A 25,780-nucleotide genomic window follows, 5' to 3' on the forward strand; every position below is an offset into this window, starting at 1 on the left:
AGCGTCTCACTTCCAAGGGGCGGTATCGCCCTCCGCTACGCGGATAACTTCCAAGGGGCGGTATCGCCCTCCGCTACGCGGATAACTTCCAAGGGGCGGTATCGCCCTCCGCTACGCGGATAACTTCGGCCCTGTTGATTCGTTACCATTCGGTAACGAATCAACCGAATCTGGTATGACTTCTACGTGAAAGCGCCTGCTAAGAATATGGGGCTTTGCAAACCCGAAAAGGTGATTTACTCAGGGGCATGGCAAAAAACCCTCCGAACCGCGATAGACTGAGCCCATGAACCTCTACGAGCGTTTTCTGGCCCAGGACATGCGGGCTTTGGCCCGGGCCATCACCTTAGTGGAGTCGGGCTATGCTGAAGGACAGGCCCTCTTGCGCCAGTTGCGTGGGCGCGGCCACGCCCGGGTGGTGGGCCTCACCGGCAGCCCCGGGGCAGGCAAAAGCACCCTCACCGACCGGCTGATCGAGGAGGCCCGCAAGCGGGACGAGCGGGTGGCGGTGCTGGCGGTAGACCCCAGCAGCCCCTTCACCGGGGGGGCCATTCTGGGTGACCGCATCCGCATGATGCGCCACCACCAGGATAAAAACGTATATATTCGCTCGCTGGCCAGCCGGGGGGCGCTAGGAGGGCTGGCGGGCGCCACGGTGGCCAGCCTGGCCCTGCTGGAGGCGTTTGGCTTTGACCGCATCTTTGTGGAGACGGTGGGGGTGGGGCAGAGCGAGGTGGATATTGCCCGCGTGGCCGATACCACCGTGCTCATTCTGACCCCTGCTGCGGGCGACGCCGTGCAGGCCTTCAAGGCCGGGGTGATGGAGATTGCCGATGTTTTTGTGGTCAACAAGTTCGACCTGCCCGGGGGGGAGCGCATCGTGCAGGAGCTCAAGACCACCCTCGAGCTCGCCGCCCCGCGCCCCGCCGGTTGGAAGCCGCCCGTCCTGACCGCCGTGGCCCCCAAAGCCGAGGGGATTCCCGAGCTGTTCGAGGCGATGGAGGCCCATTACCAGCACCTGCAAAAGCACAACCTGCTCGAGGCCGACCGGCTCGAGCGGGCCCGCTTCGAAATCGAGAGTGTGATTCAGGAATGGGGCCGCCGCAAGACCCGCGAAGGCCAGGAGTTGATTGCCAGGGTAGCCCACGGCGACCTTACCCCCGAGGAAGCCGCCATGCAGCTTTTGGGCGTGCTCGAGGGCACCCGCACCTAGCCCTCTGCGCTGCGAATAAAGGCCCCTATTTTCAGGGCAGCCTGGCGCAGCACCGCCTCGGGCTGTACCAGCGCAAAACGCACGTAGCCCACCCCACCCGGCCCAAAAGCCCGTCCCGGCGAGAGGGCCACACCGGTTTGGGCCAACAGCGCTTTTGCAAACTGCAAATCGTCCAGGGCCAGCCCTGGGGGCAGCCGGGCCCAGAGGTACATCCCGGCCTCCGGCAGCGGAACCTCCCAGCCCTGCTCGGCCAGGGCCGCCGCCATGGCGCTGCGCCGGCCGGCCCAGATCCGGGCATCGGCCTGCAAGCGCTCCGGGGGAATGGCCAGCGCCGCCATGCCCATGCACTGGATGCCCAGGTACGGGTTGAAATCAATGGGAGCTTTGAGGGCTTCCAGGCTCTCGATGGCCCGGGCGTTGCCCAGGGCAAAGCCCAGCCGGAACCCGGCCAGGTGGTAGCTCTTGGAAAAGCTAAAAAGCTCCACCACCCGTTCCCGCCCCCCAGGTAGGGCCAGGGGCGAGGGTGTGGGATTTAGGGCCTGGTCGAGGTAGGGGTTGTCGTGGATGAGCAGCAGGTCGTAGTGTTGGCAGAACTTCAGCGCCTCCACAAAAAATTCCTCGGAGGCCAGGGCAGCGGTGGGGTTGTTGGGGTAGTTGAGCAGCACCGCCTTGGCCCGCCGGGCTACTGCCTCCGGCACGGCCCACAGGTTGGGCAGCAAACCCTCGCCCAGGGGCATCAGGTAGGCCTCGAGGCCTGCTACCCGGGCCGCCCCAAAGTAGGAGGGGTAGGCCACGTCGCACATCAGCAGTACGTCGCCGGGGTCGGCCACGGCCATGAGCAGGTGGGCCAGCCCCTCCTGCGAACCAATCAGGCAGAGGGCCTCCTGCCGGGGCTCGAGCCACACCCCATAGCGCCGGAAGTACCATTCGGTAGCGGACTCCAGGAAGGGCAAGGTGCCCGATTTGAGGCAGTAGCCATAGGTCGCGGGGTCGTCGATGGCCTGTTTGAGGGCTTGCAGGGCTTCGGACGGTGGCGGCAGGTCGGAGGCCCCAATCGAGAGGTCTATCACCTCCAGGCCCCGGGCGCGGGCCTCGGCCTTGGCGGCGTCCATCTCCAGAAAGACCCCTCCACCCGAGGGGGTACGACGGGAGCGAAACATACTGGGCACTACCATACCGCAAGATGCAAACCCATACCGCCAGCGCGTGGTTCATGGCCAATGTTTCACTGCACCCCATACCGCACCGGCCCAAGCGAGTAGGGTAAGGTCATGCAAAAATCCCAGCCCTTGCCGGTGTCTTCTACTGTGTTCATGCAAATCCTGGTGGTGCTAGCCCTTCTGAGCACCATTGCGGTCAATGCGCTGGCCAACATTCTGCCCATTGCAGGTCGGCGGACGGGTGAAATATCCGATAGCTTCCCCAGCCTATTTACCCCAGCAGGCTATGTCTTCGCCATCTGGGGGGTGATTTACCTGGCCCTGCTGGCCTATGCGGTCTACCAGGCGCTACCCACCCAGCGAGACAACCCCCGGCTGGTTGCCACCCGTGGGCTGTTCGTGCTGACCTGCGGGTTCAATGTGGCCTGGCTGCTGTGCTGGCACTACCTGCTGATTGTGCCCAGCATGGCCATGATGCTGGGCCTGCTTTTCACCCTGGTGCTGCTCTATGGGCGGCTGGGGGTGGGGCAGTTGGCCGTTTCGGCAGGTGAAAACTGGCTAGCTCGAGTTCCCTTCAGCCTTTACCTGGGCTGGATTACCGTGGCTACGGCGGCCAACGCCGTCACGACGCTGATTGAGCTGCAATGGGATGGTTGGGGCATCTCCGGGCAGGTGTGGGCGGCCCTGCTGGTGCTGATAGCGGCGGGTATCGGGGTGATGTTTGCCTTGAGCCGCCGTGACATTCCCTTCAACCTGGTGTTGCTGTGGGCTTTTGGGGGCATCTGGGTGGCCCATCCCAGCGAGCCGGTGGTGGTGTATGGGGTGGTGGCCGGGTTGCTAATGGTCGTGGCGGGGCTGGTAGCAGCCAACCTGCGCAAAGTATAGAGACCGCTGCATCACGCGCGGAGGCCCACCCGGAGGGGCCGGATGGCCTCGAGGTTGCATTGCAGAGAACGGCATTTCTTGCGCTCGAGGCAATTCGCACAACTAGAGCGTGTCAAGAACCCTGGGACAAGCTTGGGGGATGAGTCGGAAGCGGTATCCCAGTGACGTAAGCGACGAGGAACGGATGTTTGTGGCCCCCTACCTAACCCTCTCAAACCCTGGCTGGGCTGCACTTACTGGCCTTTGCCATCCTGCTTCTGTCCCGATTCGTCAATCTTGTGAACCAAAGTGCATAACACCTTCTAGCAGGCTCTAGTGCACCGGTAACTTCTTTTTCGGCATGTTTTGAAGCGCGTTGATTGCACATAATTGCGATGTGCAGCTCATTTAGAGGGATGGCTACCTGACCACTAGAGCACTTCCTTTGGTCAGGTTGATTCGTTACCGAACGGTAAGGAGTCAACCGAATCTGGTATGACAGGTAGGCTATAAGGCATGAAGGTATATGGTCTCAGTGTGGGCCCCTTACAAGAAAACACCTACTTGCTGGTGGGCGAGCATGGACGGGGGGCCATTGTAGATCCTGGGGATGAGCCGGAGCGCATCCTGGCCGAAGTGCACCGGGTGGGCCTGCGCCCGGAGGCCATCCTGCTGACCCATGCCCACTTTGACCATGTGGGGGCGGTGGCGCCATTGGTGGAGGCTTTAGATCTGCCGGTTTACCTGCATCCAGGTGACCTGACCCTCTATCAGAACGCCGCGCAGAGCGCGGCCCGCTGGGGCCTGTCTATCCCCCAGCCGCCCGAGCCTGTCCTGCCCCTGGCCGAGGGGCAGCAACTGGATTTTGGTCTGGGCCTTGCGGTGCTGTTCCTGCCCGGTCATGCGCCGGGGCATGTGGGCTTTTACAGCCCCGGCCACCTGGTGAGCGGGGATGTGCTCTTTCGGGGTGGCATTGGCCGCTACGACCTGCCGGGCAGCGACCCCCAGGCCCTGTTTGCCTCGCTGCAAAAACTTACCCGGCTGCCCCCCCAGACGGTGGTCTACCCCGGTCATGGCCCCCTCACGACCCTGACCGAGGAAATGGCCCATAATCCCTATCTTGCGGGCTAATTTTCTGCCTCGCTTCCACCACCCCTGACCCCAGGCGCAGTGGAGGGTGTTAGACTATACACGTGAGTGACCCGCTGGCCGAGTTGAACCGCCTACAGGAACGCGACCTCGAGCTTGACCAAATCCGCGAAGATCAATCCCGCATTCCCGAGGAGCTGACGCAGGCCCGTGTACACTTCAGGGCATTGGAGAATCAACTTGCTGGCTTGCAAGACCAGTTGCGCGAAGTGCGCCTGGCCTACCACAAGGCCGACCTCGAGCTGCAAGACCTCAAAAGCAAGCGTGAAAAAGCCAAAGCGGCCCAGGCCCAGGCCACCGGGGCCAAGGAGCAAACCCAGTACGGCGAGCAGATTCGCCAGCTCTCGGGTCTGATCGAAGACCTCGAGGGCAGCAAAGACGTGGTGGGCCAGATGATGCCGCTGATGGAGCAGATGGACAAGCTGGAAGAAGAACTGGCCCAGGTCAAAACCCAGTTAGACGAAGCCAGGCCCAGGCTCGAGGCGCTGGAGGCCGCCAACCAGCAGCGGGTAAACGACCTCGAGGCCACCTATCAGTCCAAAAAAGCCGACCGCGACCAACTGGCCGCCACCATTCCCGCGCCCATCGTCAAGGAGTACGAGTCCATCCGCAAGGCCCGCAAAGGTACGGGCCTGGCTAAAATGACCAAAACCAGCAACGGCTATCGCTGTACGGCCTGCAATGTCCAGCTTCCCATGCACGTGGCCCAGCAAATCCACCAGGCCCAGAAGGTGGTGCGTTGCCCCTCCTGTGGGCGCATCCTGTGGAAAGGGGAGTAGGCTCAAAAGAGATGCCTTACACCCCTATCCTTGCCACCCTGGGCTTTGTGCTTTCGCCCGACGGCCAGCAGGTTTTGCTGATTCACCGCAACGCGCGCCCCAACGACCCCGCCTTTGGCAAGTATAACGGGCTGGGGGGCAAACTCGAGCCCACCGAGGATGTGGCCGCTGGCATGCGGCGAGAAATCCGGGAGGAAGCCGGCCTCGAGGCCCTGCAACTGATTTTGCGCGGAACCCTCTCCTGGCCGGGTTTCGGCAAAAACGGCGAGGACTGGTTTGGCTTTATTTTTGTAATTCCCCAATGGTCGGGCATCCCGCTTCAGGCCAACCATGAGGGGCGCCTGGAGTGGGTTCCCCTGGAAAAAGTATTTCGGCTCGAGCTGCCCATGTGGCCGGGCGACCGACACTTTTTGCCCCTGGTGTTCGATGCCGACCCACGCCCTTTCCACGGGGTGATGCCCTACGCGGGTGGCCAGCCGGTGGGGTGGTCGTTTAGCCGCTGATACCGGGGGGCCTTCCAATTAATACCGTCTCATCCGCAAGTTCTAGAACTGTGCTAATTTAGCGTTACGTCGTCGCATCGCTTTACGTTTTTTTATCACATTTTGGGAGGTCGGGGTACTCTATGATTACACTTCATCGTTCGGGGCAGTACCGCTTTTACGTCAACTCGGGCTACAACCTCGAGCAGCCCTATATTTGCGTCAAACACGAAGGGCACTTCGCCAAGTTCTTACTGCAGCCGCTGGCTTTGCAGTCCAACAACGGCTTTTCCCGCGCCGAGCTTGGCCGCATCCAGCAGGCCATCCTGGATTCCCGCGACCAGCTTCTCAAATACTGGGCCAGCGCCCGGGGCAGCGAGGGTGAAAAGCCCAGCGGAGAGCTGCTGCTGCACCAAGAATAGCCAAAGAGCTATCAAGCGGTTCCTGCAGGGTGGTTTTTATACCGGTCTTCCGGCCATCATAAAGCTGGCCGTCATGCCACCGTCCACCGGCAGAATGGCCCCGGTGATGAAGCTGGCCCGCTCGGAGGCCAAAAACACCACGGCCTGGGCCACCTCCTCGGGTTTGCCCAGGCGGCGTAGGGCGTGCAGGTCTTCCCAGTCCTGGCGGGTAAGCTCGGGGTGCTCGGACATCTGAATGGCTTCCAGCACGCTCTCGGTGGCGATGGCCCCCGGTGCAATGGCATTGACCCGGATGTTCATGGGCGCCAGGTCAAGCGCCAGCGAACGGGTCAGGTTGACCAGCCCCCCCTTGGAGGCGTTGTAGGCGGCGTTGTTTTGCTCGGCGAAAAGCCCCTGTACGCTGGCCACATTTACAATCGCACCCCCGCCCGATCGCACCATCTCGCGGGCCGCCAGGGCGGAAAGGTGCATGGGTGCGGTCAGGTTCACTTCCAGGGTTCGCTGCCACTCGGCCAGCCCCACCTTGAGCGCCGAGCCGGGGGCGGCGATGGCGGCGTTGTTCACCAGCACGTGAATGCTGCCCCACTGTTTGACGGCCTGCTCCACAAAGCGCACGCGATGCTCGGGCAGGGCCAGGTCGGCGTACACGAACAAAGCCCCCAGGCGCTTGGCCACCTCGAGGCCTTCCGGCCGCACATCACATAGCACCAGGAGGGCCTGCTCATGGGCAAAAGCCTCGGCAATGGCCCGCCCAATACCGCGGGCCGCTCCGGTAATCAGCACCACCTTGCCACGAAACATGCTGAAAGTTTAACCAAAAGCGGCCCAGTCAGGGGCGGCGGGTTTTGCCGTCCAGGGTGAGAAGCGGGCCGTACAGGTCGGGCCGACGATCACGAAAGAAACCAAAACTCGCCCTGAAAGCACGGGCCTCTTCCAGGTTCAAATCGGCCAGCAAAACGGTCTCTTCGCTGCGGCCCGCCTCGGCCAGCTTGTTGCCCATGTAGTCGGCGATGAAGGAGGAGCCATAGAAGGTCTGCTCGAGGCCCTCCACCACCTCGGTGCCCACCCGGTTGGCGGCGGCCAGGTAGCAGATGTTCGAGACTGCATGGCCGATCATGGCGCGCTGCCACATGTCCTTGGTATCGATGCCGCCTGCCTCGGCGGGCTCGGAGCCAATGGCGGTGGGGTAGAGGAGAATTTCCGCGCCCAGCAGGGCCATGCTGCGGGCACACTCGGGGAACCACTGATCCCAGCAAATGCCCGCGCCCACCGGGCCATAGCGGGTGGGGAAGGCCTTGAAGCCGGTATCGCCCGGGTTGAAGTAATACTTCTCTTCGTAGCCGGGGCCGTCGGGGATGTGCGACTTGCGGTAAATGCCCAGGATTTCGCCCGTGGCGTCAATCAGGGCCAGGCTGTTGTAGTAAGCCTGCCCGGCCTTCTCGAAAAAAGAAATGGGCAGCACCACGCCGAGTTCCTGGGCCAACTGCTGGAAGTGGGGCAGAAAGGGGTGATCTTCGACCGGATTGGCCAGGGCAAAAAACTTATCCCGCTCGGCCTGGCAAAAGTAAAGATTCTCGAATAGCTCCGGCAGCAGCACAATTTGCGCTCCCTGGGCGGCAGCTTCGCGTACCATCTGGGTGGCCCTGGCCACGTTGTGGTTGCGGTTTTGGGTCATGGACATTTGCACAACGGCAAGTTTGGTCATGAGGGCTCCTTAAGGTCAATGGTCTATGGCCGAACTTCGAGGAACTCGGCTGCACTTAGCGCGGGTCGTGAGCAAAAGGGCGTTCATTGAGCAGGACGAAGGGTTGGTTGAAACTACATGGCGGTGTGCCCTCGGGTTGTTTACACGGTTGCCCTCTTGTGCCCGAGCTACCCATTCCATAGCCTACCCTCCGGTTGCTGCTGGGTGACGCAGTGGAAGCTGCCCCCGCCGGTGATGAGATAGCGGCTCTTGAGGCCGATGACCTCGCGCCCAGGGAACAGCGGGCGCAGGATTTGCAGGGCCTGCTCGTCGTGGGGGTCGCTGTAGATGGGTACCAGCACGGCTCCGTTGGCAATATAGAAGTTGGCGTAGGTCAGGGGCAGGCGGGTTTGATCGTCCAGCCAGATGGGGTTTTGGGGTAGGGGGAGCTCCACGACGCGAAAGCCCCCCAGGCTTTGCAGGATTTCTAGGTTTTCTTGCAAAGGGCGGTGGTTGGGGTCGTCGGGGTCGGAAGAGACCGAGGTGACGATGGTGCGGGGCGCGGTGAAGCGGGTGAGGGTGTCGATGTGGCCGTCGGTGTGGTCGCCCTCGAGCCCGTGGCCCAGCCAGACTACGTGGTTGATGCCCAGGTACTCGTTCAGGTAGCCCTCGAGGGCCTCCTCGTCGAGGCCGGGGTTGCGCTCTGGCGAGAGCAGGCACTGCCGGGTGGTGAGGCCGACCCCCTCGCCGTTGACCTCGAGGCTCCCGCCCTCCATCACGATGCCCGCATGGAACAGCCGCAGGCCCAGAATGCCGGCCATGTGCAGGGGCATCTGGTTGTCCTGTTCGGCGGGGTACTTTCCTCCCCAGCCGTTGAACTCCCAGTTGACGGCGGCCAGTTCGCTTGCAGGGGCTGCTTTTTCCTGGCTCGAGCGGGTGACAAAAATGGCCCCTGAGTCGCGCAGCCAGCAGTCGTCGTGGGGGATGCGGCGGAAATGGATGGGGCCCGAGAGGCGTGCTTTGGCATCTTGCTCGGACTCCTGGTCATTCACCACCAGATGAACCGGCTCGAAGCGGGCCAGGGTGTTCACAAAAGCCGCGAACTCCTGCCGCACGGGCTCCAGGTAGCCCAGCCACTTTTCGTCGTCGTAGGGCCAGGCCGTCCAAGTGGCCGCGTGGGGGGCCCATTCGGCCGGCATCGCAAAGCCCAGATGGCGGGGGGTGAGGGTCTTCTCCACAAAAGCTAGAGTATAACAGCCCGGTGGAAAACCCCGCAAAACTACCAGGCCGTCTGCAGGGCCGCGTCGAGGTCGGCCCAGAGGTCTTCGACATCCTCGATGCCCACGCTAAGCCGCAGAAGGGAGGGCGGCAGGTGCTCCTGCCCGGGGATGGCTGCCCGGCGTTCCATGGTGGACTCCACCGCCCCCAGGCTGGTGGCGTGGCGGATGAGCTGGACGCGCTGGCAGACTGCATCGGCCTCGGCTGCCCCCCCGTACAGCTCGAAGGAGAGGATGGTGCCAAAGCCCTTCAGCACGCGCCGGGCCGTGGCGTGGGTGGGGTGGGAGGGCAGGCCCGGGTAGCGCACGCGGGCCACCCGGGGGTGTTGCTCGAGGCGTTCGGCCAGCACCTGGGCGGTCTGCTGCGCTCTTTGCAGGCGCAGCTCGAGCGTCCGGGCCCCCCGCACGGCCAGGAAGGCCTCGAGGGTGCCGGGGGTAGCGCCACTCAGCATGCGGGACCGCCGGAGGGCCTGCCAGAGGGCTTCGTCACGGGTAGTGGCCACCCCGCCCAGCAGGTCGGAGTGGCCGCCGATGAACTTGGTGACGGACTGGATGGATACCGTGGCCCCGAGCTCGAGGGGCTGCTGGTTCAGGGGGGTGGCGAAGGTGTTGTCCACCGCCAGGATTGCACCGGGTTTGCGCGGGGCTTGAGCGATGGTCGCCAGATCCACCACCGTGAGCAGGGGGTTGGAGGGGGACTCGAGCCAGACCAGGTCGGCCACCGCACAGGCCTGAACCCAGCCTTGGGTGTCCTCCAGCGCCAGCCGCTGCACGCGCCAGCGCTGCTTCTCGGCGCCCGCCAGAGCCAGCCCCACCACCCCCTGATAGCAGTCGTCTGGCAGCACCACCCCTGCCCCTGCCGGCAACTGCTCGAAGACCGCCGCCACCGCAGCCATCCCGGAAGCAAAGGCCACGGCCCGCCCGGCCTCCAGGCCCCCCACAATGGTCTCGAGGGCCTCCCAGGTGGGGGTCCCGCCGTCGCGGGCGTAGGCCCGCTCGGTTCCCAGGAGGAAGTTAGAAGCCGGCACCAGGGGGGTATTGAGGGGTTCGCCGGGCTCGGACGGGCGGCCTGCCGCAACCAGCCAGGAGGCCGGCTTGAGTCGGGATGGAGGGTTCATTTCCGAAGTATACCGACCCTGGTAAACTGAACCCATGCCCCAACTGTTCAACGCCGACACCGGAGCGCTTATCGGCGAGATTAGCGATGCCCAACTGGAGTTCCTGGTCTCGCAGATGGAAGAAGAGCACGCCCTCGACCAGGACTACTACCTGAATGCCGACCTGCTCGAGACCTGGCATGAACAGGGCGCCGACCCGGCCCTGCTGGAGATGCTACAAAAAGCTATGGCGGGCAAAGAAGATCTTAGCGTTCGCTGGTCCAGATAGATTGAATAGACGGTGGCTTGCGGGTTTTTTTCGGAGCCCGGAACCCTGTGCCCTGGGGTCTACGACAGGGTGGCCTCGTCCATCAGCCCCTCGGCCCAGGCCTCGAGGTGGCCCACATCCCCAATGGAAAGCGCAACCCCTTCGGGGTAGAGCAGGCGGGTGATAGAGGTGTTCTGGATCTGGAACTTGCGCCAGGAGCCGTTTTCTAGCTCGAGCACGATTTTCAGGGCAGCCCGAATTACCCCCCCGTGCGTCACCACGATAAACCGCCCATCCGGCAGATCGTTCAAAAACGCCTGTACCCGGCTGGCCAGGTCGGCCATGCTCTCGCCGCCGGGGCGCCGGGTGTTCCAGGGGTCCTGCTGGATGGCCGCATGGAACTCGGGGTAGAGCTTCTCCATCTCGCTGCGCAAGAGCCCTTGCAACTCCCCCGCATAAATTTCGCGCAGGCGGGGGTCGTAGGTCGGCACAAGGTGCAGGGCCTCCGCTACCGGCTTGGCGGTGAGCGCGGCCCGTTGGAGGTCGGAGCTGTAAAGGCCATCAAACCCCTGTCTGCAGGTAGCCAAGCGCTCGGCTACCCGGTAGGCCTGGTGCAGGCCCTGGGGCGAAAGGTTGATGTCGTAGTGTCCTTGAAAGCGCCCCTCGGCGTTCCAGGGCGTTTCACCATGGCGCAGCAGCCAGAGTTCTTTCATACGGTAGGGGGGCAGGGTTTCAGACGACCTTAATCCCTGACCCTTCCATGATATAGCCTACCGGGTAGCTTTGGGTTAAAAGTGTCCCGGCCCCAGATGCCATATCTGAACTTAGAACCAAAATGTAACCAAGCCCCATGTTGAACACGCGGAACATCTCCTGCTCGGCTACGTTTCCAGCCCGTTGAATTAGCTCAAAAATGGGGGGGACTGGAAAGGTTCCACGCCGGATTTCAGCCCCCAGCCCCTGCGGCAGCACCCGGGGCAGGTTTTCGTAAACGCCGCCGCCGGTGATATGGGCCATAGCCCGAATTTCGATGCCCTCGCGCTGGAGCAAATCAACTTCCTCCAGGTAGCAGCGGTGGGGTACCAGGAGGGCCTCGGCCAGCGACTGCCCGCCGAGCTGGGGCCGGGGCTCTTCCAGGTTCCAGCCCGCGAAGACCTTGCGGGCCAGGCTATAGCCGTTGGTATGCAGCCCTGAAGAAGGCAGGGCCAGCAGCACATCGCCCGGCTGTACCTGGGCGCCGTCCACAATTTTGTCCTTATCCACCACCCCCACGATGGTGCCCACCAGGTCGAGGCCCCCTTCGTGGTAGACCCCGGGCATCTCGGCGGTCTCGCCGCCCAGCAGGGGCATGCCCACGGCTTTGCAGGCTTCGGCCAGCGATTCCAGTACCGCTGCCAGTACCTCGGCCTCGAGGCGGGCGCTGGCAATATAGTCCATGAAAAAGAGGGGCCTGGCTCCCTGCACCAGCAGGTCGTTGACCGAGTGGTGCACCAGGTCGAAGCCCAACCCCCCGTAGCGTCCGGTCTGGGCGGCCAGCAGGGTCTTAGTGCCCACCCCGTCGGTGGAGGCCACCAGCACCGGCGCGGCCATCTCCTTGAGCCTGGAGGCCTCCATCATCCCCCCAAAAGCCCCGATGCCCCGCAGCACCTGGGGGGTGTAGGTCGCCTTGATTTTTTGGGCAGCTGCTCTCAGGGCCCCGGCCTTGCGGTCAATGTCTACGCCCGCCTCCTGGTAGTTCATAGCTCTACCCCCAGCATCTCGCTCAGCAGTTTCTTGACCACGTCGGCCTTGGCGGTGCCCCTGGTTTCTTTCATGATGGGGCCCAGGAGGGCGTTGGCGGCCTTGAGGTTGCCGCCCTTAACCTGCTCCACCACCCTGGGGTGGGCAGCCACCACACGCTCCACCAGGGGCTTGAGCGAGCCTTCATCCGAAACCGAGCGCAGGCCGCGCTCCTCCACCAGCTTTATGGGGCTGGCCCCGGCCATCACCTCGGGCAGAAGCTGCGCGAGGACGCGGTTGGTAATCTCGCGGCGCTCGAACAACCCGGCCAACTGGGCCAGATGTTCGGGGGAGAGGGCGGTCTGCTGTACCTCCTGCTGGTGCTCGTTCAGGTAGCCGGCCACATCGGCGTTGAGCAGGTTGGCGATGGTTTGGGGGTTGCCCTGGTAGTGGGCTAGGGCCTCATCGAAGAAGCGGGCCAGCGAAGCGTTGTAGGCCAGAATCTCGGCGTCGTAGGGGCGCACCCCACTCTCCACGTAGCGGGCGTACTTTTGCGCAGGTAGCTCGGGCAGGGCGGCTTTGAGCCGGGAAAGCCAGGCCTCGTCTACCACAATGGGGGGCAGGTCGGGGTCGGGGAAGTAGCGGTAGTCGGCCTCGCCCTCCTTGAGGCGCATCAGGTAGGTTTTGCCGGCGGCTTCGTCCCAGCCCAGGGTGGCTTGCTCCACCTGGCGTCCGCTGCGCAGAAGTTCCTGCTGGCGCTTGATCTCGAACTCGAGGGCCCGGGCCACGCTCCTGAAGGAGTTGAGGTTCTTAATCTCCACCTTGGTGCCCATAGGCCCCCCCACCGGCCGCACCGAGACGTTCACATCGGCCCGCATCTTGCCCTCCTCGGGGTTGGCCTCCGAGACCCCCAGGGTCTGGGCTATCGAGCGGATGTGGGACAGGAAGATCCGGGCCTGCTCGGGGGTGCGAATATCCGGCTCGGTAACCATCTCGATGAGGGGCGAGCCGGCCCGGTTGAGGTCAATCAGCGAGTAAGCGGCGCCGTCCGGGTGGGTAGATTTGGCTGCATCCTCCTCCAGGTGCACCCGCTTGATGCGCACTTTTTGGCCCTCCACTTCCAGATACCCGTGCTCGGCGATGGGCAGGTCGTACTGGGAGATCTGGTAGTTTTTGGGCATGTCGGGGTAGTAGTAGCTCTTGCGATGAAACTGCGTCCAGGAGGCGATGCTGCAGTTCAGGGCCAGCCCAAACAGGATGCCAAAGTCCACCGCCTGGGCATTCACCACCGGTAGCACCCCCGGCAGCCCCAGGCAGACCGGACAGGTATGGGTGTTGGGCGGGTCGCCAAAATAGTTGGCGTCGCAGCTACAAAACATCTTGCTTTTGGTTTTTAGGTGCAGGTGGACTTCCAGCCCCACCACCGCTTCGAACTCGGGCATACCCTGACCATTATAGGTCCAGACGGCCCAAAGGCGCCGTCGGTAAAAATTTGTCCACGACACTCCAGGCACAAGGGGTTTTATCCATTTGGCGTTTGGCCTTGCAACATCGATCATCATGGGGCCAGATGTCCCCCGTGCACGGTAGAAGCCTGCCGAGGTAGGTGTTACAATCTGGGTTGCTTGCTCGAGCAAGCCCTTTGCGCTCGTAGCTCAGTTTGGATAGAGCGAAGGTTTCCTAAACCTTAGGTCGCAGGTTCGAGTCCTGCCGGGCGCACCAGTTCTGGACGAAAATAACCGGGTACGTTCACCCGGTTATTGCACTTAATGACACCTTATTGACACCTTACGTCCGCAGCTCAGTATAGTTATTCGCCCAGGCAATAATCTGGCTAACGTACCGTTCAGCTCGTGAGCCTTTCGCATATGCACCAGGCCCCACATTGTAGGCGTGCAGCGCGGCACACCACGACCCAAACCTATCTCGCTGTTTTTTGAGGTATCGGGCCCCGGCTTCCACAGCATCTCTCAAGCGGGCAGGATGCCGCCAGGGAATCGGGTCACCTGGCCAGCGTGACGGGCTGGCCAGGCCAACCTCGGTAAAGACCACCGGCTTAACCTGAAGCGGGCCTATTGCCCACTGATTTTGCACTGCTTTTTTTATGGCCTCGTCTGTCCATCCGATGGCTTCATATCGGCCGGTGGTTACTGTGGGGATAAAACTGCTTTCGCGTCGCGCCAAAGCTACCAGCAGATCCAGGGGTACATTGTTTTTGATGGCAGATTCTGCCAAAAATTCAGCCAGATATTTAGCGTAGGTTTTGCCAATGGTATCTGGAACAAATCCCATGCCGTTGGCGGTGTCGTTCACCTTACCGTTGTAGCTCAGGATGGCCCGCCACACACGGTTTTGCAGTTCGGCCACTGTCTTGGCTGGCGCCGGCGGCAAACCTGAAGCAGGGTAGCCGCAGGCTGCACCGGTGGTGGGGGTTGCTGGTGGTTTGGCGTTTGGATCAATGCTCGAGGTGTTTCGAGTTCGTTGATACACCAAAAGCCCTATTCCCCCCCAAACCCAGGGGCTAGTTAGAAGTTTTGCCAAGTCCATCTTCAATCCCCCTTGCTGTCCGCCTCAATCCCTTTCTGCCTCGGTTGTGCGTTATCATCCCGCTGCTTCCGTCATACCAGCCATAGCCGTTCAGGTCAAAGTAGACCACGCTGCCCTTGCTCACTCCCGGCACGTGGCTGTAAATATGGCGGATGTTGTGCCTGGTTCGCACCACCAGCTGGCTAATGGCATTACTGGCCGGCACCGTTGGAGCTGTAGGCCAAACCGGAAGGGGAATCATGATTCAAGGTTCAGGTCGATCCAGCTCGAGACCAGCTGCACAATCAATCCCCCAAAGTTGGCTGCCGGAATGATTGCAGAGCGCCACTGGTATACGTTGCTGGCTTTGATGTATTTCAGTTCACTCAAAGCCGCGTTTGCTGCTTCCTTTTCGGTGAGGTCGCTTTTGTTCATTGAGTAGGCCGGATCCGATAAGGTGAGCAAGCCCAGATCGAGCATCTCTTCTAGATCCACCAGCTTTGCCTTTACCGAAAATTGAAAGTATTTGATCATAATTACACCCTGTTCACTTTCATCCTGAGCGCTAAACGCAACCGATAATCTTTGTCCTTGATTATTGGGTTATCTGCTCCGACGCCGTCCACAAAGCGGATTTTGTAGCTTACTTGCGAATCAGTAGCGCCAGCCAAGCCATAGGCAAACACGTCCACGTTGTTAGTTTCAGGCCCACGCTCGCCTTCTACGTCCCGGTAGTAGTTGCCGTTGGTGTATGCCAGTCGCGCACCATATCGCCCACCGTTGAAGTTTGTGGTATCCAGGTAGGTCATATTTGAGGCCTGAGAGGTCACCCAGTGCCCGATTCGATCTGCCATACCATTGTCCCCGATGAATCCACCATAATCACGATGCGGGTTGCTGTCTCGGCCTATCCAAAGGCCTCTTACCAGCCGCGTCAGCACAACATTCCCGCTGTTGTCCAATAAGTTTATGGATCCCTGAGCGGTTTCGGTTGTTGGGGTCAGCGTTACTTCAAAGTGATACGTTATGGCCAGCCGCTCGTTCGATGTTTTGCTGATCACTATGGGGTTGCCGCCATTATCCCTAAACAACTCACGCGTGAGCGTGCCATCAGCTATGTTGCCACTATGGCTTCCCCCAAACTCAGTGAGGTTGCCGTTGGCCTGGCTGTAATCAAAAGCCCGCGTGAATGTAATGCGGTGCACCCCGTCGCTTAATCTCTGCCTTGTCCTGCCTGCCCCCAGGCCCAGATTGTCCGCGGTTCGCGCTATTTCGCTGCTCAGACCGGTTTGATTGTTAGCGGGTGCGTTCGTTCCTGTTCCCACTGCTACGTATACGAACATTTGTTCAAATCCACGATACTGCTGGCTTTCTACGGGATGGATAATAATTCCACCCCAGTTAGCCAGGCCATGATCCAGGCCTTTGTTCAAAATCAGGTTGTGTTGCGCGTGGTAAAAATGCGGTTTATTGCTGCCACGGCGGTATTTTTTCACCTCTATCCAGGCTCTTACGCCAACGGAGAGGGGGACTCGAGCTGTGATTTCGGGCGTTAGGTGATTCAATTTCATAGTCAATTTCATAGGTGATACCGTCCGTTAAGTGGCTCGATCTGGCCGGCCAGGGCCTCAGTTGCCGGATTGGCACGTATGACTGCCAGCGCATAGGTGCCTGGCCTGGGCTCGATCTGGCCGGCGAGAGCCTCAGTTGCCGGATTGGCACGTATGACTGCCAGCGCATAGGTGCCTGGCCTGGGCTCGATCTGGCCGGCCAGGGCCTCGGTAGCACTCAAAAAAATTGCTGCTGGGGCATAGCTGCCCGGCCTGGGCTCGATCTGGCCGGCCAGGGCCTCGAGCGCGGCGGCATCTATGCGAGCAGGCAGATATGTCCCATTCAATGCGTTTACCTGTCCTGCCAAATACTCTGTGCCAACATCAATCGGATAGAGGGCTGAACGCAATGCGTAGGTAGGCGTTGTTTCGTTGCCCAGTAGCAGCTCATAGCGCCAGGGAAGCACTATGGCCTGATCCAGATACATAGGTTCTGGCAATAAGGCCAGGCTGTACTCAGTCGCCCATCGGTCGCGCTGGAGCCGATATTTTACTTCTGTTCTACTGCTATCCAGATAAAACAGCACTCCATCTGAATTGCCCACTATTCCATTTAGCTGGGCGTCCATGAGCAGCACCGGGTCTACCCCAGGCCCCAGATTTTCTACATCAAATTGCACCGCCACTGGATCCCAGAACCACACATACACACTGCCAGAGCGCTCCCAGGCAATCATTGGCCGGGCGGCCTGGTCGGATTGGCACGATAGATGCCGATCTGTATTTTGCAGCTGTGGCAGCGGCTCAGGGCTGTTCTGTTCCAGCCACGTGCCTCCTGCCTCTTTGTAAAGCTTCAACCCCTTATTCCAGATGCAGGCCCAGGAGAACCCAAATAGTGCGCTAAAGCTCCCATCGCCCACAACACCTATGGCCTGTGGGCCCCGGTACAGCGCCACCTCGGGCAGGTGGTGCCGTCCTCGTTTGCTGGTGTGGGCGATAGGCGTGATCATTGCAGATGAATTTGCACAACGGTTCCGGCGGGGTCTGGGATGACCTCGAGCTGTTCGAGGGCAAAACTTAGGTCAAGGGTTGCCCCCGACAGCAGCTTGTAAGGCCCTACTCGTTTGCCACGGGCATGGAAGTACAGATCTGCCGGGTTGTCTCCAACGTTCGCGATGTGGCCCCGTGTGCCGGGTTTCCCCAGCCCAGCCTGCACATCCACCAGTCCGGCTGTGATTTGTGCGATTAGCGGCAGGTTGCGCGGGTCGTGCGCCGGCAGGTCGCGCACGGGGGATCCAAACTCGTACTCGAGCATCCGCTGCATCGCCGCTAAGCGATCTTCTATGCACTTCATCTGAGCCGCGCTGGCCCGCAGCTCGTCCAGCGCGGCTAGCAGATCGTTGGGATTCAGGTTTGCCAGGAAGTTGAACATGCGGAGCTCTCCTTAGGTTTTGTTGGGGTTTCCAGTTGCTTGCTCACCAACCAGCCCAGCAATGCGAGAATCAGCAAATACACCGTGGCCAGGCCCAGGGCCAGGCCCACCCCGTTACGGTAGGACTCCCAAAAGGTGGGTGCGTTACTGCTGCTTTCCACTGGCTGCCACTCCCAGTATCGCGCCCAGCACTGCCACCACCCCCAGGGCTACCAGGGCAGCGGTCATGTAGCCCAGGCCAAAGCGGAAGCCATCACCAAAGTCCAGGTTCAGGTTTGCGTTCATCTCAGTTCAACCTCGCTTTCTGCTCCATGTAGGCGCTCCTCATGCGAGTCAGCGCCGATTCAATAGCCGCTTTGGCAATCGAGCGGTTTACCCCCGGTGCCATCTGTTCCACCAGCTCCACCGCCTCGCGCATTTTTTCGGTAGCTCGCACCTCTGGCGGCAAATCGCTTTTGCGATAGCGCTCTTCAACTGCCAGCACTGCCTGCTCTGCCATTTTGGGCAAGCGTTCGGCCAACCATTTTTCGTAGTTTCCTCCGATGATGCGCACCAGGCTGGCCAGCACCGGGCCCACAAAGGGCACCTTGCCCAGCACGGCAACCAGCAGACCAGCCAACAGCGAGATCACGCCAACAGCCAGGGCGGCCTGTACTGCCCAGACGATCCAGGTTTGGGTTGGGGGGATAAAGTCGGTCAGGTTCATACTTCACCAAAACTTACAGAGGCTCGGGAATCGCTTGCACGGATCGCCTACGCTATAGCCAAAAGGGCTTGGATTTACCACGTCGCTATTTCCTGTGTTTGGCGGCGCAGGAAGCGGTTCTGGTGTGGGTTGTGGTTGTGCAGCCTGCCCAGATTGTCTAATCAACCAATATCCTCCCAGGGCCAGGCCGCCCAGCACCAGTACAGTCAAAAGAGTTTCTTTATCCGCTGCCATCTTTAGCTCCATAGAGGCCCTTCTGAGCGATCCCAGATGGGCCGGTCGTCAATGTCTGAGTACACTTGCACTGTCGGAGGCGCAATTATCGGTTCTATGGCTTGCACCGGCCCCCCGGCAACTGCAATGACTTCGGGCGCTGGCATAGGTTGAGGTTCGTAAATCACGGTAGCCGGGTCTGGTTTTGCTACTCCTCCTCTATCCCGGCACCCGCACGGCGTGCTGGCCCAGGAACCATCCGCACATTTGGTCACCACCTGGGCGCACATGAAATCTCCAGCATCGGCAATCGGCGGCACCGGGCTGGGTGTTGGCGTGGTGGGGCTGGGGTAGCTGGGCGCAGTGGGGGTGCTTTGCTGTTTTCGGTTTGCCAGGATGTAGGCCCCCATCCCTATCCCGGCCAGGGCTACCCCTCCAACTAACAGCTTCACGTCCACACCACACCTCCCGGATCGGGCACCTGCCCAATGGTGCCGGTATCGCCGGTATCCACCTGCCCAGGCCCCACCGGTTCGGCTGGTCCCGCGTAGCTTTCAGATTGACGCTGGCCCACCATAATGCCCAGCCACAAAGCGAGGCCTGCCGTCAATCCAATGATCAGGAGCGTTTTTCCGTCCATGCTTCATCATCCTCTTTTCTGAAGTGCACCCCCTGGCGACTGAAATACGCCTGCATATAGCCGATGGCCCGGTGCAACTCGAGGCGGATCAGCCTCACTTCTTTATGCGTATCGCTAACGCTGGCGAGCAATCTGAGGCTGATCACAACCAGGGCCACCAGGCTGACCATGCCCATCCCCAGGTCAGCAATGGCTTTCCAGGCCGCAATCTCGCCCATCAGTACACCCCTTTGGCATTCAGATCGGAGATTTTCTTTTGTATATCCGCAATTTGCTGGCTTATTTCTCGTAGCCGCGCCTTCGCTTTTTGATATTTGGCGGCGGCATCCTGGGCCTGGGCCTGGCCCTGGCGGATGATGCCCATCAATTGCTCCCAGCGTTGCTTGTTGTGGTCGCCCCTCATTTCTACAGTGCGATCTGCCAGGCTACCAACACCGGTCACGGCGGCTTTGCACTGGCCCAGAATGGTCTGATTCACTTTCTGTCCGGTCAGCTCCCACCACTCATTAATGCCGCATACGGGAAAACCATTGCACCGGTAGGTGAACTCCGGATCTACGGCATACCCTTCACAAGCCCGCGCTCCTGCACTTTCGATTTGCTGCATTTCGATTTGCACTGTCAGCTGTTCAGATTCCAGCCGGGCCAGGTCGGAGCGGTAGCTGGTCAGTAGCTGAAGCAGTGTGGCGTTTTTCTGCTCTTCGGTGGGCGCGTTGGTGTGTGTCGGAATATTGGGCGCAGTAGCGTCAGATCCAGGAGCCAGGCTGTCTACTTTCTTTTCTGCCTCGGCTTTTTGATTGGCCAGCACCAGGCCCACACCCACCACGGCTACCCCGGCCACTCCCAGCACTAGGGCAGCGTTGCTCATGCAGCCCCCCTTTCGGCCAGGTAGAAGGCCCCGGCCACCAGGGCCACCCCGGCCAGGGCTACCAGGGCCCCGCTGAAGGCGCGGGTTTTGGCGAAGGAATAGTAGGCGCGGGTGCGGTCAGTGTCGCCCTTCTCCCGCGCCAAAATGCGCTGCATCTCGGCCTCGATCTGGGCCAGGCGTTGCTTGGCTTCCAGGGTTGCTATTCCCAGGCGCACATCGGCCTCGATGCGCTCCTTTTCTACCCGGAGCGCTTCGTAGGCCACATCCGCTTGACGGCGGCGGGCGTCCCAGTTGAGCAGCCCCCCTGCAAATCCCAAAATAGCCGTCAGCGGTTCCATTTCCATTATTCCTTGATTTGTTTGACCACCAACAACAGCACGGCGACCCCACCCACCCCCAGCGCCACCCACAGCCAGGCGGGCGTGCCGGCGGCCTGGGCCTGGGCTTGATTTGCCTTTGCCTGCTCTTGCAGACGGCGTTCACGTTCCAGCGCCAGGGCATCCTGGGCCCGTTTCCATGAGGGGTAGTCAATGCGCTCGTAAATGTCCAGCCCGGCATCCACAGCGCTCACGATGTCATTGATGGCTTTGAGCCAGTCCGGGCTATTGGAGCCAGAAGGGGCCGCCATCGGCATGGGGTCATAGCCCCCAGCCGCATAGTTGCTGTAGGGATTGGCCAGCGCGTTGGAGACGCCAAAGCTCATAGTGTCCCCCTACAGGTTGTTCCTTGCCGACAGCTCGGCCATCTTCACCAGGCGGCTGCGATCCAGCACATTCAATTTCCGGCTTTCCGCGTAGATGTGCAGATAGTGATTAGCTCTATCATTCCAGATCATCGGCACATTGGTGGTGTACACCTCGAGGCTGACCCGCATACCGGGTACCAGGTTTACCTCGTTGGCCCAGGCCCACATAGCTTCCAGGTTGGACTGCTCGAGGCTGTGAAGCGCTGAAAAGCTGCCGTTGAAGGCGGTGGCTGCCGAATCGTCTACTCCGCCCAGCTCGCGCAAAATCCTGAAGCGGAATTGCCCGTCGCTGTGGGTGTAGTAGATTTCGATCCCGGTGTTGCTGGTGACCCCAGCGGGCTCGGTAAAGGTGATGGTGTTGGTGTTGTAGTTGATAGCAGTGATGGGGCACTTTTGCCAGTTAGACCCCACCAGCGCCCATACCGCTATCTCGGGGTGGAATAGCGTTGGCAGGGTGGGCGAGGCCTGCCGGGTTTCAATCAGATTGGGCACAACCACGTTGCGAGCAGCGGGTGCGCCCAGGTTTTGCCCGGCACGCACGGCCAGTCCCTTGAGATACATGCGGATGCGTCGCTCGCCAGATCGAATTTGTACCTGCCGATCTTCCGGCACCCGGAACTGGGCCAGGCTAAACCATTCGTTGGGCCGATAGGGGAGACCGCTAGCGCTGAAATCTTCTTCATCCAGCCAGGCGGTCAGCCACGGGCTATCGGGCATGGCGGCCTGGGCTTGCATTGGAGCTACAGGGGCCACCGGCTCAGGATTGACAGGGCGGCGGCCTTGCAGGGCCCCCAGACCCCGGCTGATGTTGTCGCGCAGTTGTTCAAAGAGGCCCATCATTTCCCCCTACACGTTGGAGTTGTCTACCCCGGCGGGCAGCTCCAACCGGGTACCGGGCTTGGTCAGATCTACACTCACGCTGCTTTCTACGTAGACCTCGAGCTGCTCCTCTTGCCGGAATCGAATCGCCTGAATCTGCGCCCCTACTCGCAAAGGTGCCAGGGTTTGAAGGATGTTCTGGTAATACTTTGCATCCCGCTGCTGGCTTTCGGTCAGGTCATAGTAGGCGGCATACTGCACTTTGGCGATGAACTCGGGGTGATCATCCGGGCGCGAACGCTTGGCGATGATCAGGTCAGAGTCCGGCGGAATCTGGTTGCCGGCGTTGTCGTACAGCTTGGCGATTAGGGGCAGCGGATTTGGCAGCACCCAGGCGGCACCGCGCGGCACCGTGAAGATACCGACTTTTGTACGCTGTTTGCCGCTGTAAGCGGAAAACTCAGGGCTTGTAAAGAGCACGGTGATGGGTCGGGCACTCGGGTTTACTTGTTTGATTCGTTCAAAGGCTTCTTGCATCTTTTCTCCTTAGTCAATCTGGAATAGGGTCATGACCAGATTCGCAAACGATCCGGCGGCCACCCCCAGACCGATATAATCTGCGGTTGCATCCTCAATCAGGTTGTTGTTGATCAGAATTGTGCCAAGCAGCACCCCCGCTAGGTTAAAAACAATCCGGGATGTGTAGGCGTTCTGGTTTTCCTTGCCCACAATGGGCTTGCCGTTTTTGTCTACCTGCCAGTACACCACCCGGCCATCTTTGCGGTCAGCCCAGCCAAAGATGTCCCGGCGCTGCGTGTATAGCGTTTTGCGTAACCAGTACGCGCCCAGCACCCCCAGGCTGGTGCTTACCACAATCGGGTTTTGCACCACCTGTAGGGGGTTGCTGGCGCTGGCCAGTTTGCGCATATCGCTGCTTGCTTGCGATGCTTGATTTTCTGCCATATGCCTCCTGCACCCAGGCTGAAAGGCTGTTGGCGGAAAATCAAGGCCAGGATGGACGGCTAAGCCGGACGGCTATTCCAGCCGTACAAATACCCGGCCCTGGTTTGCTCTTTTGACCACTCCCGCAAAATCCCGATCCAGGTCTTTGATGCCGTACTCGGGCGGCAGGCCGCTCTCGGGTCGGGCCAGGCTTTTTACCCCTTCCCCCAGCTCGGGGAACATGTCGGCCACCGCTGCTACCTCTCGAGGCTCAGTTACCCGAAACGTTACCAGATGTGAGGCCTGCCTTCTTACCCCGGGGTCAATCCCGCCCGTGGCCCCCTGGAGCATCTGGGTGATGAATATGGCGTTATGCCCCGCTTCCCGCCCACCGGTGAGCACCTCGAAGAGCCCTTTAGGGGTCTGCCCCCTGGGAAAAAAGTGGTGGGCCTCATCGAGCACCAGCAGCACATCCTGCATTCGCATGATCGCCTGGCCCAGATTGTCCAGGAAGGGCCTGGGGTCGTAGCCGGTGACCTGGAAAATCACCCGGCGGTGGCGCTTTAGGGCAGGCTGGGGGTCGCCGTCCTCCTTCACCGTGTAGCGCCCTTCGCACAGCTCGGCAAACTCGCGTTTGCGGTTGACGATGACCAGGTGGCGGTAGCGCCCCTGCATACGTCGGATGATTTCCCGCGCCAGGGTGGACTTTCCCGAGCCCGACTTGCCCACAATGAGCATTCGAAAGGTCTGCCTACCGGCCACGCTCGAACTCCGGAATGGTCACCACGGGGACTTTTTCTTTTTGGGTGGCCTGGTACAGGGTTTTGTCTAGGGTGAAAAAGCGTAGTTCACGAAATAGCTGCATAGCTAGGGCAGCGGCCAGATGTACGGCGTCTGCTCCTTTGAGGGGGTGTTTTTGGCATAGGTCGAATGCTTTGCGACAAACCTTTTTTGAAACCGGAAGTACCAGCCAGTTTTCTAGATTATCCAGCAAAAAGGATTGGATTTTCGCTCTATCGCGTTTACTGAGGCTTTTGTTTCTTACCATAGCCCCGGCTGCGCCCGCTATTTCAGGCACTACCAGATTGCAAACGCCGATATATTTGGCCTTTTGGTAAATCGACAAGGCCAAATTACTGAACCGTTCTTGTGTGTGTAACTGGATCAGCGCGTTGGTATCAAAGACAATCAGCTCATCTTCGCTGTTCTTTGACATATTCAAGCGAGCTTTTTTTGCCTTTGAGTTTGACCTGTGGAGGTAGCGGCCTTTTGTCGGGGTTGGTGGGTTCGATGACCACAAAATCATCTGCCCATGAGCTTGGGTTCGGGCCGATGGTTTTTGGTTTTGGCGTTTTGGGGGCTGCACGCTTCATGTTCCCAGCATATCACAAAACTCCTTCGGGGACGCCTCGTTACCGGCCATCTTCCAGTATCACTTTGAGGTGGCCTATAAGGTGGGTGATGCTATCCACTATAGCTTGTTTGGTTTTTTCGTCTTCGCCTTGCTGAGCTTGGCGGTACATTGTTTGCAGGTTAGCTATTTCTTGCCATAGTTCGTCCCAGTAAAGTTTTTCAATGCTCATTGGCCCAAGCGTTTTTTTATCCTTTTCAATTCTGATCGCCATGCTCCGATCTCCTTTTTCCACTTTTTTATACAGCCCTGGTCTGGATATGGCTTATTTTGCTCTTGATCGATTTTGCGTAGGTGTATTCGTATTTGTCGCTCAAGGCCATTATACCTTCGCAAAAGTTGTTTTTTATTTTGAGCCATAGTGTGTCCAGATTTCCCACCCCGCCCACGCAGCCAGGCCAAAGGCTACTATTGCCTGCACGGTCTCGCATTTGGGGCAGCCCTGCCCCGTCCGTAGGTTCTTGACGCGGCCCAGGCCCAGGTAGAGGCCTCCGGCTAATACGGCCAGCTCAAACAGCGGTAAATCAGGCGATGTTTGCATACCTTCCTATCCAGTATTGCGGCTTGTTTATCCGGCCTGCCTGGGCCTGCTTTTGCAGGAAGGCCCAGGGGTCGAGGTAGTGCTCGAGGAGCCGGGCCCTGTCCTGCCCAGGCCAGTCATCCCAGCGCTCGGGCCTCTTTTTCAAAACGTCGAGATGCAGGTGCGCCTGCCAGCGGTTGCCAAACCCCTTGCCCACGGTGCCGATGACCTGCCCCGCACTCACCACCTGGCAGCGCTGCACCAGCACTTTTTCCAGGTGCGCATAGCGCGTCCAGACTCCCGGCCCCGGGTGCCACAAAACCACAATGTTGCCCCAGGATGGCCCGATGTTTTTCAGCACCGCCTCTACGCGCCCATCGGTTATCGCATGTATGGGCTGGCCCAGGTCGGAATCGCCGCCGTCCGGGTGGTTCAGGTCTACCCCGGTATGGATTCCCCAGTCAGCCGGGTAGTTGGGATCCATGAACGTTACATCGGGTCGGGCCTTCATAGGGTTCATCGGCCAGAAGTACCGTCCGCTTCTGGGTATGTCTGTTTGTGGGCACGGCAACATCAGGCCCCCCCGCCTGCTCCTAGTTAGTAGCAGCAGCAGAATCCCCAGCAGTATCAGCCATGCCCACCCGGGCAGCTTTGGCGGCATTGATTCCTCCATAGGCGCTCATTGCCAACACCAGCCCTCCCACCACCAGCCGCAGCCAGGGCGGCAAATCGGCCAGATTGCCCATGCCGGGCATGCGGTTTTTGCCGATGCCGTACTCGGCCAGCGCCTCGCCCACCTTGAGCGCATCCAGTACGGCAGCCGGAGGCAGCATCGGCACCACTCCGGCTCGGTAGGTGGTGGTAAAGGCCTGCACCTCCTCCGGGGTCTGGAAGCGCAGGCCCAGGGCCAGCATCATGGCGGTGCCGTTGACGATTTCCTCGCCCGTAAAAGGAATAATTGCCTCAGGTGCACTTGGAATTTCCTCAAAGGGCGTTTCGCTTTCCAGCGGAGCAAATGCTTCACTCCCAGATGATGCCTCGGTTTCCACCGGCGGGCTGGGGGGTATGGGGTTGTTCGGCTCGAGGGGATTGCTTGCTTCCATAGGTTGTTCCTTGACTGGTCACCGCTACGATGGCGGCCAGGGCGGCCAGGGCAATTCCTACCAGGGGCAGGGATTTACCTTTGCCAGAGTGTTTTTTGGCTTTTTCCTCTTTCGCGATTTGTGGTTCTTGTGCAAAAGATTTTTCTGTGGTTGGCTGTGGCTCTGGCTGTTTTTTTTCTTCGGGCTGCTCG

At 60.4% G+C, this 25,780-nt stretch carries 38 protein-coding genes and 1 tRNA gene; 9 read left to right on the plus strand and 30 right to left on the minus strand.

Features of this window, described 5'->3' with window-relative positions; all coding sequences use genetic code 11:
* Positions 1-286 precede the first annotated feature (286 nt).
* Complete coding sequence (meaB, locus tag Mhypo_RS11720; protein ID WP_119341477.1) at positions 287-1,213, plus strand: methylmalonyl Co-A mutase-associated GTPase MeaB; 927 nt, start codon at positions 287-289, stop codon at positions 1,211-1,213.
* Here the strand turns inward: meaB and Mhypo_RS11725 are convergent.
* The gene (locus Mhypo_RS11725; RefSeq protein ID WP_119341478.1) at positions 1,210-2,373 is read right to left on the minus strand and encodes an aminotransferase class I/II-fold pyridoxal phosphate-dependent enzyme; all 1,164 of its coding nucleotides are present in this window, start codon (positions 2,371-2,373) and stop codon (positions 1,210-1,212) included. The genes meaB and Mhypo_RS11725 overlap by 4 nt on opposite strands.
* Before the next feature lie 111 nt (positions 2,374-2,484).
* Here Mhypo_RS11725 and Mhypo_RS11730 point away from each other — a divergent pair, with 111 nt between their 5' ends.
* From Mhypo_RS11730 to Mhypo_RS11750, 5 genes are all read left to right on the plus strand, one after another.
* On the plus strand, positions 2,485-3,258 hold the full coding sequence (locus Mhypo_RS11730) for a tryptophan-rich sensory protein (protein WP_119341479.1): 774 nt from the start codon (positions 2,485-2,487) through the stop codon (positions 3,256-3,258).
* A 495-nt stretch (positions 3,259-3,753) separates the two neighbouring features.
* Positions 3,754-4,368, plus strand: a complete 615-nt coding sequence (locus Mhypo_RS11735; protein ID WP_119341480.1) for an MBL fold metallo-hydrolase — start codon at positions 3,754-3,756, stop codon at positions 4,366-4,368.
* A 62-nt stretch (positions 4,369-4,430) separates the two neighbouring features.
* Positions 4,431-5,165, plus strand: a complete 735-nt coding sequence (locus Mhypo_RS11740; RefSeq protein ID WP_119341481.1) for a zinc ribbon domain-containing protein — start codon at positions 4,431-4,433, stop codon at positions 5,163-5,165.
* An 11-nt stretch (positions 5,166-5,176) separates the two neighbouring features.
* Positions 5,177-5,668 (plus strand): NUDIX hydrolase, encoded by a 492-nt coding sequence (locus Mhypo_RS11745; protein WP_119341482.1) that lies wholly within the window; start codon positions 5,177-5,179, stop codon positions 5,666-5,668.
* 122 nt (positions 5,669-5,790) lie between these two features.
* On the plus strand, positions 5,791-6,069 hold the full coding sequence (locus Mhypo_RS11750; RefSeq protein WP_119341483.1) for a DUF4160 domain-containing protein: 279 nt from the start codon (positions 5,791-5,793) through the stop codon (positions 6,067-6,069).
* 36 nt (positions 6,070-6,105) lie between these two features.
* On the opposite strand, the gene Mhypo_RS11755 is transcribed toward Mhypo_RS11750, so the two are convergent.
* From Mhypo_RS11755 to Mhypo_RS11770, 4 genes are all read right to left on the minus strand, one after another.
* Entirely contained in the window at positions 6,106-6,870 is a 765-nt protein-coding gene (locus Mhypo_RS11755; protein WP_119341484.1) for an SDR family NAD(P)-dependent oxidoreductase, read from the minus strand.
* Between the two features lie 28 nt (positions 6,871-6,898).
* Positions 6,899-7,774, minus strand: coding sequence for an N-carbamoylputrescine amidase (gene aguB / locus Mhypo_RS11760; protein ID WP_119341485.1), 876 nt, complete (start codon positions 7,772-7,774; stop codon positions 6,899-6,901).
* Positions 7,775-7,941: 167 nt separating this feature from the next.
* Positions 7,942-8,991, minus strand: coding sequence for an agmatine deiminase family protein (locus tag Mhypo_RS11765; RefSeq protein ID WP_240637235.1), 1,050 nt, complete (start codon positions 8,989-8,991; stop codon positions 7,942-7,944).
* A gap of 41 nt (positions 8,992-9,032) precedes the next feature.
* Complete coding sequence (locus tag Mhypo_RS11770; RefSeq protein WP_119341486.1) at positions 9,033-10,148, minus strand: trans-sulfuration enzyme family protein; 1,116 nt, start codon at positions 10,146-10,148, stop codon at positions 9,033-9,035.
* A 34-nt stretch (positions 10,149-10,182) separates the two neighbouring features.
* On the opposite strand from Mhypo_RS11770, the gene Mhypo_RS11775 reads away from it, so the two are divergent.
* The gene (locus tag Mhypo_RS11775) at positions 10,183-10,416 is read left to right on the plus strand and encodes a galactosyldiacylglycerol synthase (protein ID WP_119341487.1); all 234 of its coding nucleotides are present in this window, start codon (positions 10,183-10,185) and stop codon (positions 10,414-10,416) included.
* 59 nt (positions 10,417-10,475) lie between these two features.
* Here the strand turns inward: Mhypo_RS11775 and Mhypo_RS11780 are convergent, their stop codons facing one another.
* Genes Mhypo_RS11780 through gatB form a run of 3 tightly spaced genes read right to left on the minus strand, consistent with a single transcriptional unit; the run spans position 10,476 to position 13,556 of the window.
* Positions 10,476-11,108, minus strand: coding sequence for a histidine phosphatase family protein (locus Mhypo_RS11780; protein WP_119341488.1), 633 nt, complete (start codon positions 11,106-11,108; stop codon positions 10,476-10,478).
* Positions 11,109-11,127: 19 nt separating this feature from the next.
* Positions 11,128-12,135: a phosphoribosylformylglycinamidine cyclo-ligase gene (gene purM / locus Mhypo_RS11785; RefSeq protein WP_119341489.1), complete on the minus strand. Its 1,008-nt coding sequence runs from the start codon at positions 12,133-12,135 to the stop codon at positions 11,128-11,130.
* A complete protein-coding gene (gene gatB / locus Mhypo_RS11790; RefSeq protein ID WP_119341490.1) occupies positions 12,132-13,556 on the minus strand; it encodes an Asp-tRNA(Asn)/Glu-tRNA(Gln) amidotransferase subunit GatB in 1,425 nt (474 codons plus the stop codon). Before gatB ends, purM begins: the two co-directional genes overlap by 4 nt.
* 202 nt (positions 13,557-13,758) lie before the next feature.
* Here gatB and Mhypo_RS11795 point away from each other — a divergent pair.
* Positions 13,759-13,836: transfer RNA gene (locus tag Mhypo_RS11795), tRNA-Arg, on the plus strand.
* A gap of 66 nt (positions 13,837-13,902) precedes the next feature.
* Here the strand turns inward: Mhypo_RS11795 and Mhypo_RS11800 are convergent.
* The 22 genes from Mhypo_RS11800 to Mhypo_RS11895 form a co-directional block, all read right to left on the minus strand.
* Positions 13,903-14,661, minus strand: a complete 759-nt coding sequence (locus Mhypo_RS11800) for a lytic transglycosylase domain-containing protein (protein ID WP_119341491.1) — start codon at positions 14,659-14,661, stop codon at positions 13,903-13,905.
* Positions 14,662-14,898: 237 nt separating this feature from the next.
* Complete coding sequence (locus tag Mhypo_RS11805) at positions 14,899-15,174, minus strand: hypothetical protein (protein WP_119341492.1); 276 nt, start codon at positions 15,172-15,174, stop codon at positions 14,899-14,901.
* 2 nt (positions 15,175-15,176) lie between these two features.
* A complete protein-coding gene (locus tag Mhypo_RS11810) occupies positions 15,177-16,136 on the minus strand; it encodes a hypothetical protein (protein WP_147075434.1) in 960 nt (319 codons plus the stop codon).
* A gap of 83 nt (positions 16,137-16,219) precedes the next feature.
* On the minus strand, positions 16,220-17,200 hold the full coding sequence (locus tag Mhypo_RS11815; protein ID WP_119341494.1) for a hypothetical protein: 981 nt from the start codon (positions 17,198-17,200) through the stop codon (positions 16,220-16,222).
* Positions 17,197-17,622, minus strand: a complete 426-nt coding sequence (locus tag Mhypo_RS11820) for a hypothetical protein (protein WP_119341495.1) — start codon at positions 17,620-17,622, stop codon at positions 17,197-17,199. Before Mhypo_RS11820 ends, Mhypo_RS11815 begins: the two co-directional genes overlap by 4 nt.
* 144 nt (positions 17,623-17,766) lie before the next feature.
* On the minus strand, positions 17,767-17,907 hold the full coding sequence (locus tag Mhypo_RS18150) for a hypothetical protein (protein WP_170148280.1): 141 nt from the start codon (positions 17,905-17,907) through the stop codon (positions 17,767-17,769).
* A 1-nt stretch (position 17,908) separates the two neighbouring features.
* Positions 17,909-18,328 carry a hypothetical protein gene (locus tag Mhypo_RS11830; RefSeq protein WP_119341497.1) on the minus strand — a complete coding sequence of 140 codons (420 nt, stop codon included), beginning with the start codon at positions 18,326-18,328 and terminating at the stop codon, positions 17,909-17,911.
* A 661-nt stretch (positions 18,329-18,989) separates the two neighbouring features.
* A complete protein-coding gene (locus Mhypo_RS11835; RefSeq protein WP_119341498.1) occupies positions 18,990-19,181 on the minus strand; it encodes a hypothetical protein in 192 nt (63 codons plus the stop codon).
* Complete coding sequence (locus Mhypo_RS11840) at positions 19,160-19,399, minus strand: hypothetical protein (RefSeq protein WP_119341499.1); 240 nt, start codon at positions 19,397-19,399, stop codon at positions 19,160-19,162. Before Mhypo_RS11840 ends, Mhypo_RS11835 begins: the two co-directional genes overlap by 22 nt.
* Positions 19,399-20,049: a hypothetical protein gene (locus Mhypo_RS11845; RefSeq protein WP_119341500.1), complete on the minus strand. Its 651-nt coding sequence runs from the start codon at positions 20,047-20,049 to the stop codon at positions 19,399-19,401. The genes Mhypo_RS11840 and Mhypo_RS11845 overlap by 1 nt, the downstream gene beginning before the upstream one ends.
* A complete protein-coding gene (locus Mhypo_RS11850; protein ID WP_119341501.1) occupies positions 20,046-20,393 on the minus strand; it encodes a hypothetical protein in 348 nt (115 codons plus the stop codon). The genes Mhypo_RS11845 and Mhypo_RS11850 overlap by 4 nt, the downstream gene beginning before the upstream one ends.
* Complete coding sequence (locus tag Mhypo_RS11855; RefSeq protein ID WP_119341502.1) at positions 20,393-20,752, minus strand: hypothetical protein; 360 nt, start codon at positions 20,750-20,752, stop codon at positions 20,393-20,395. Before Mhypo_RS11855 ends, Mhypo_RS11850 begins: the two co-directional genes overlap by 1 nt.
* A gap of 9 nt (positions 20,753-20,761) precedes the next feature.
* Positions 20,762-21,634 (minus strand): hypothetical protein, encoded by an 873-nt coding sequence (locus Mhypo_RS11860; protein WP_240637236.1) that lies wholly within the window; start codon positions 21,632-21,634, stop codon positions 20,762-20,764.
* Between the two features lie 6 nt (positions 21,635-21,640).
* A complete protein-coding gene (locus Mhypo_RS11865; RefSeq protein WP_119341503.1) occupies positions 21,641-22,150 on the minus strand; it encodes a hypothetical protein in 510 nt (169 codons plus the stop codon).
* Positions 22,151-22,159: 9 nt separating this feature from the next.
* Positions 22,160-22,576: a hypothetical protein gene (locus Mhypo_RS11870; RefSeq protein WP_119341504.1), complete on the minus strand. Its 417-nt coding sequence runs from the start codon at positions 22,574-22,576 to the stop codon at positions 22,160-22,162.
* Between the two features lie 72 nt (positions 22,577-22,648).
* The gene (locus Mhypo_RS11875; protein WP_119341505.1) at positions 22,649-23,317 is read right to left on the minus strand and encodes an AAA family ATPase; all 669 of its coding nucleotides are present in this window, start codon (positions 23,315-23,317) and stop codon (positions 22,649-22,651) included.
* Positions 23,307-23,771, minus strand: a complete 465-nt coding sequence (locus Mhypo_RS11880) for a type II toxin-antitoxin system VapC family toxin (protein ID WP_170148281.1) — start codon at positions 23,769-23,771, stop codon at positions 23,307-23,309. Before Mhypo_RS11880 ends, Mhypo_RS11875 begins: the two co-directional genes overlap by 11 nt.
* Positions 23,749-23,928 (minus strand): hypothetical protein, encoded by a 180-nt coding sequence (locus Mhypo_RS18155; RefSeq protein WP_170148282.1) that lies wholly within the window; start codon positions 23,926-23,928, stop codon positions 23,749-23,751. The genes Mhypo_RS11880 and Mhypo_RS18155 overlap by 23 nt, the downstream gene beginning before the upstream one ends.
* A 39-nt stretch (positions 23,929-23,967) precedes the next feature.
* The gene (locus Mhypo_RS17945) at positions 23,968-24,180 is read right to left on the minus strand and encodes a hypothetical protein (RefSeq protein ID WP_147075438.1); all 213 of its coding nucleotides are present in this window, start codon (positions 24,178-24,180) and stop codon (positions 23,968-23,970) included.
* A gap of 132 nt (positions 24,181-24,312) precedes the next feature.
* Positions 24,313-24,507, minus strand: coding sequence for a hypothetical protein (locus Mhypo_RS11885; RefSeq protein ID WP_119341507.1), 195 nt, complete (start codon positions 24,505-24,507; stop codon positions 24,313-24,315).
* Positions 24,491-25,006: a M23 family metallopeptidase gene (locus Mhypo_RS11890; protein WP_206074917.1), complete on the minus strand. Its 516-nt coding sequence runs from the start codon at positions 25,004-25,006 to the stop codon at positions 24,491-24,493. Before Mhypo_RS11890 ends, Mhypo_RS11885 begins: the two co-directional genes overlap by 17 nt.
* A 73-nt stretch (positions 25,007-25,079) precedes the next feature.
* Positions 25,080-25,589, minus strand: a complete 510-nt coding sequence (locus Mhypo_RS11895) for a hypothetical protein (RefSeq protein WP_119341509.1) — start codon at positions 25,587-25,589, stop codon at positions 25,080-25,082.
* A gap of 10 nt (positions 25,590-25,599) precedes the next feature.
* On the opposite strand from Mhypo_RS11895, the gene Mhypo_RS18365 reads away from it, so the two are divergent.
* Positions 25,600-25,780 (plus strand): hypothetical protein (locus tag Mhypo_RS18365; protein WP_206074918.1); only part of this gene is annotated, 181 nt, incomplete at its 3' end.

The sequence above is a fragment of the Meiothermus hypogaeus genome, from assembly GCF_003574035.1.
Classification (GTDB): domain Bacteria; phylum Deinococcota; class Deinococci; order Deinococcales; family Thermaceae; genus Meiothermus; species Meiothermus hypogaeus.